Origin of the sequence: Vibrio sp. 10N.222.48.A3 (assembly GCF_041475345.1) — a bacterium.
Classification (GTDB): Bacteria; Pseudomonadota; Gammaproteobacteria; order Enterobacterales; family Vibrionaceae; genus Vibrio; species Vibrio tasmaniensis_A.
In genome coordinates this window covers 1-3,952 of the sequence record NZ_JBFRVX010000168.1, presented here as the reverse complement: position 1 = coordinate 3,952, position 3,952 = coordinate 1, and the positions used below count along the sequence as shown (strand labels likewise).

The window sequence follows — 3,952 nt, the reverse complement described above, 5'->3', positions numbered from 1 at the left end:
CTAGATGCTAGATGCTAGTTTGGCTTGTAAATCTTGTTGGACAATCTTAATTGCTTCTAACGCAACCTTTGGGTCGATTTCGTTGCTTTCGAGCAGATAGATCAGGTCGACAGCTAACTTAACTTCTTCTGGGGCGTTATCCAGTGGTGATGATGGGTTATCAGTGTTCATTTCGCTTGGGGTTCTCTAAGTTAATCAGTCTCTCAATATTTTTCATTGAGTCTTCGCAGCGTTCTAATCGTTCTTTTGCTAATTGCCAAGCCTCGTCCGCTTTTTTCTTACTGTGGCGAGGCGCAGAATCAAACGCTAACTTGCGTACTCGTACTAAATCAACCAGTCGCTTTTGCCAATCTTGGTGCTGAGCGAGTTCGTTGTATAGGTCGTTAAGGTTTTTTCCTGACTTACTTTTTCGATCTAACCTTAAATCATGGTTGGCTAGTTCTCTTTGGATTGCAGCTATCTGATTAGTGAGTTTTTCTGTCAGGTAGTTGGCCCGAGAAGCAGTAAGTTGGTTTGTCGCTTGTTCTCGAACAATAGTGTTGTACGTTGCCTGAGTTTCGAGTGCGTAGGGCAGTAAAATAGAAGAGCTGCACTTAAACAAGGTTCTATCGAACAAGGCTTGATGATAAGCCCCTCGAGATTTATCAACCTGCGAGCAATGGCCAATTAAGGTATCAATGACGCTTTTTAATTTAGAGAAGTGATTCATTTTACTTACCTTGGGCGACTGGGCTATAAGGTTACAAACCAAGCTTCGTAAGCCAGCTTAATCGCAAGTACGCTTACAACAGTAACAAAAACAGGTCGTATAAATGTAGCACCGAAACGAATAGCAGAATGTGCCCCAACAAATGCTCCAGCCATCAAACAAAGACCCATAGTTAAACCAAGAACCCAATCAATATGACCAAGAATTGCGAAGGTAACCAAAGACGTAAAGTTACTGGTAAAGTTCATGGCTTTAGATAGACCTGAAGCAAGTAAGATATTGAGACGATAAAGCGCCATCGAGCTCACAGTCCAAAAAGCGCCGGTTCCTGGGCCAGCAACACCATCATAAAAGCCGAGAATGAATCCTTGGTACTTTTGCTTTCTCTTGAGTACCGGGCACGGTTTAGGAGACACATTATGGCTCACATCTGGAGTCTTATGAAAAATGGTATAGACCGCTGCTGCAAGAATGACTAGCGGTAATACCTTCTCTAACCACTCTGTGCTTATGGCATCAACAGTCAGGGTGCCGATTGTTGCACCTATTAAAGTAGATATGAAAGCATTGACCCAACATTCAGGTTTGAACAGCTTCTTGCGATAGTAAGTAAAAGCGGCTGTTGATGAGGCGAATGTTGCGGCCAGCTTATTAGTGCCGAGTGCAATGTGTGGCGGTAAACCAAGCGATAGCAAAGCTGGTACAGTTAACATCCCTCCGCCACCGGCGACAGCATCAATAAAGCCTGCAGCAAATGCAACCAAGGCAAGTATGACCAACATGGTTGGCTCAATCATTTCCATAAATAGCTAGTGTTCTCGTTATCGGCCGTTCGGGCAGCCACATGAAGAATCGAGGGATTAGTCATGCTGGGTTGTGAATGCAAGGGCCTAGCGATGGCAGGCCCATAACTACCACGAGGGTAGGAAAATTAGTATTTTATTGTTCTTTTAAAAGGCGGTAGCGAATCGAGTAGGGACTTTCCGTATCGCTTCGTGACTATGCGTCTATCAAGGATCGTGACTTTACCAGAATCTCGTTCTTTACGCAGCAATCTACCCACAGATTGAATAAGCTTTTTACTCGCTTCTGGAACAGTAATCTGCATAAAAGGATTACCGCCACGAGATTCAATATATTCTGAATGTGCCCGCTCTACAGGAGAGGTAGGAACACCGAAAGGGATCTTGGTAATAACAAGGTTTTCAAGCAGCTCGCCAGGCAGATCAAGACCTTCAGAAAAGCTACCCGTTCCAAAAAGAACGCTGGTTTTACCTTGGTCTATGAGCTTTTTATGTTTTTTTAGGATTTCAGTTCGTGAGGTATCCCCTTGAACCTGTAACGCCCACGACTTTTTAACGAAATCTGTTGCCAAAGCCTCGGCCACTTGGTTCATTTGCCAATAAGAAGAGAATAGAATGAGATTGGCTTTGTTGTCTTCTATTACCTTAGGCAAAATTTCAATAAGATATTCGGTAAACTGAGGTGCTTGTGGTTCGTACTTCATTGCAGGTACCACTAATTCAGCTTGGTTCTGATAATCAAACGGCGATGCCAAAGCAAGAAATTGTACGCCATCTTCTGCTTTTTGGCTGATACCTGATTGATGACAAAAAAAGCTGAAAGAGTTGAGTGCTCTCATGGTCGCAGATACTAACACTGCACCAACACAACGACTCCAAATCTGTTGGTCCAGTTGCCAACCGACTTCTAATGGTGAGACATTAACAACAAAGTCTCCCTCGCTTTCTTTGCTTAATTCAAGCCAACGAGCCAAAGGCGCCCCTTTTTCTCTCTTAGGTTCAGCCATTAATCGCCATACTTGAGCAAGGTTTTCTGTTCTTTGTATATAGAAGCCAATTTCTGCAAGCGCAGGCTCTGCAAGCTTTGCTGAAAGCTCTCCGTCTTTAACTCGTTCTGCAATCAAGTCTGCAATTTTTGCTACGGCTTGGCTCGCCTTTTGCGTTAATTGTTTGAGATCTTTCGATTCGCTTTCTAACCATTCAGGTAAGTCACCATGCTCGAAGCGATACAAGCCATCTTCGAAGTGGCTAGCGTCAAACTGTTTGCTCATTTGAGTCAGAGTCGGGATCAGTTGTTGTACTGAGTCTTGCAACTCATTTCTAAATCTATGAACACGTTTCTCGTCTGCTAGCCCCGAAAGCTTAGTGATCGATTGATTCAAACGCTCTAACCAAGAGGCAGCACCTTTTAAGCTTGCGGCAGCAGAGGAGTGATCTCTCGCTACGTGTGGCAAGTGGTGAGCTTCATCAAATATATAGATGCTATTTTCTGGTTCTGGCAGTATCACACCGCCGCCTAGGTCCGCATCAGCCATCACTAAACTGTGATTGGCGATAATCACGTCTGCTTTATCTAGCTCTGAACGTGCTTTTTGGAAAGGGCAGTCTCTGTGCGTAGGCATACTGTTGTTACAGCTGTGCTTATCACTGACAATCATCTGCCAAATCATGTTGTCGATAGGTTTTGGCCACGAATCACGGTCGCCATCCCATTTACCTTGGGTGAGGCTGCGGTACATGGTTTGCAGTTGCTCGATGTCTTTCTTTTTTGGTTTGGAATCGAACATGGCCATTTGACCACCATCAACCCCACACGCAGCGGCCAACTTCTCTGTACAACAATAACGCTGTCTTCCTTTCGCTAAGATGAAAGAAAACTCTCTATCAGTAAGTCGTCTATATAGAGGGAGATCTTTATTGACGAGTTGTTCTTGTAGCGCAACGGTCGCTGTTGAAATGACGATTTTACGATTGTTGAGCACGGCGACAGGAATTGTTGCCATTAAATAAGCCAGTGACTTCCCGATCCCGGTACCTGCTTCAGCAACAATCATGCGATTACTTTTGTGGTATTGACCACAAAGTGTCTTCGCTATTTCTGCAACAAGGTAATTTTGAGCACGTCGAGGTACAAAGTTATCCAACTGATCTTGGAGGTTTTGATAACTGGTGCGTATAGAATTTTGAATTTTAGTAGTTAGCATACTGTGACCTACGTAACGGAGCGAGGATAGTAGCACATATCACTAGTCGGTACATTTACCGCAAAATAGCTTGCTTTTGAATCAAAGGTAGATCTCGTTCACAAAAAAAAACTGAACCTTCAGGAACTTAACGATTTTATTTATGTTACGAAATATATATATTAAAAAATCGCACGATGCAGGTGTTAAGTTCTGTGAATCACGATTTAAACCTAAATGAGTGGAGTATTATACTT

4 protein-coding genes are annotated in these 3,952 nt (G+C 43.4%); all 4 read right to left on the bottom strand.

Going from position 1 to position 3,952, the window contains the following annotated elements; translation table 11 throughout:
- The 4 genes from rsmS to dinG all read right to left on the bottom strand — a co-directional run bounded on the left by rsmS (position 1) and on the right by dinG (position 3,716).
- Entirely contained in the window at positions 1 to 171 is a 171-nt protein-coding gene (gene rsmS, locus AB4653_RS06100) for a pleiotropic regulatory protein RsmS (protein WP_009846328.1), read from the bottom strand.
- A complete protein-coding gene (locus AB4653_RS06095) occupies positions 161 to 709 on the bottom strand; it encodes a primosomal replication protein (RefSeq protein WP_009846329.1) in 549 nt (182 codons plus the stop codon). Before AB4653_RS06095 ends, rsmS begins: the two co-directional genes overlap by 11 nt.
- 23 nt (positions 710 to 732) lie before the next feature.
- Positions 733 to 1,512, bottom strand: a complete 780-nt coding sequence (locus AB4653_RS06090) for a TSUP family transporter (protein ID WP_009846330.1) — start codon at positions 1,510 to 1,512, stop codon at positions 733 to 735.
- Positions 1,513 to 1,640: 128 nt separating this feature from the next.
- Entirely contained in the window at positions 1,641 to 3,716 is a 2,076-nt protein-coding gene (gene dinG / locus AB4653_RS06085; RefSeq protein WP_009846331.1) for an ATP-dependent DNA helicase DinG, read from the bottom strand.
- Positions 3,717 to 3,952: the final 236 nt, after the last annotated feature.

Excerpts from the sequence above, each read along its gene's own strand:
- AB4653_RS06095 (WP_009846329.1), bottom strand. The coding sequence starts at position 709 with ATGAATCACTTCTCTAAATTAAAAAGCGTCATTGATACCTTAATTGGC.
- rsmS (WP_009846328.1), bottom strand. The coding sequence starts at position 171 with ATGAACACTGATAACCCATCATCACCACTGGATAACGCCCCAGAAGAA.
- AB4653_RS06090 (WP_009846330.1), bottom strand. The coding sequence starts at position 1,512 with ATGGAAATGATTGAGCCAACCATGTTGGTCATACTTGCCTTGGTTGCA.
- dinG (WP_009846331.1), bottom strand. The coding sequence starts at position 3,716 with ATGCTAACTACTAAAATTCAAAATTCTATACGCACCAGTTATCAAAAC.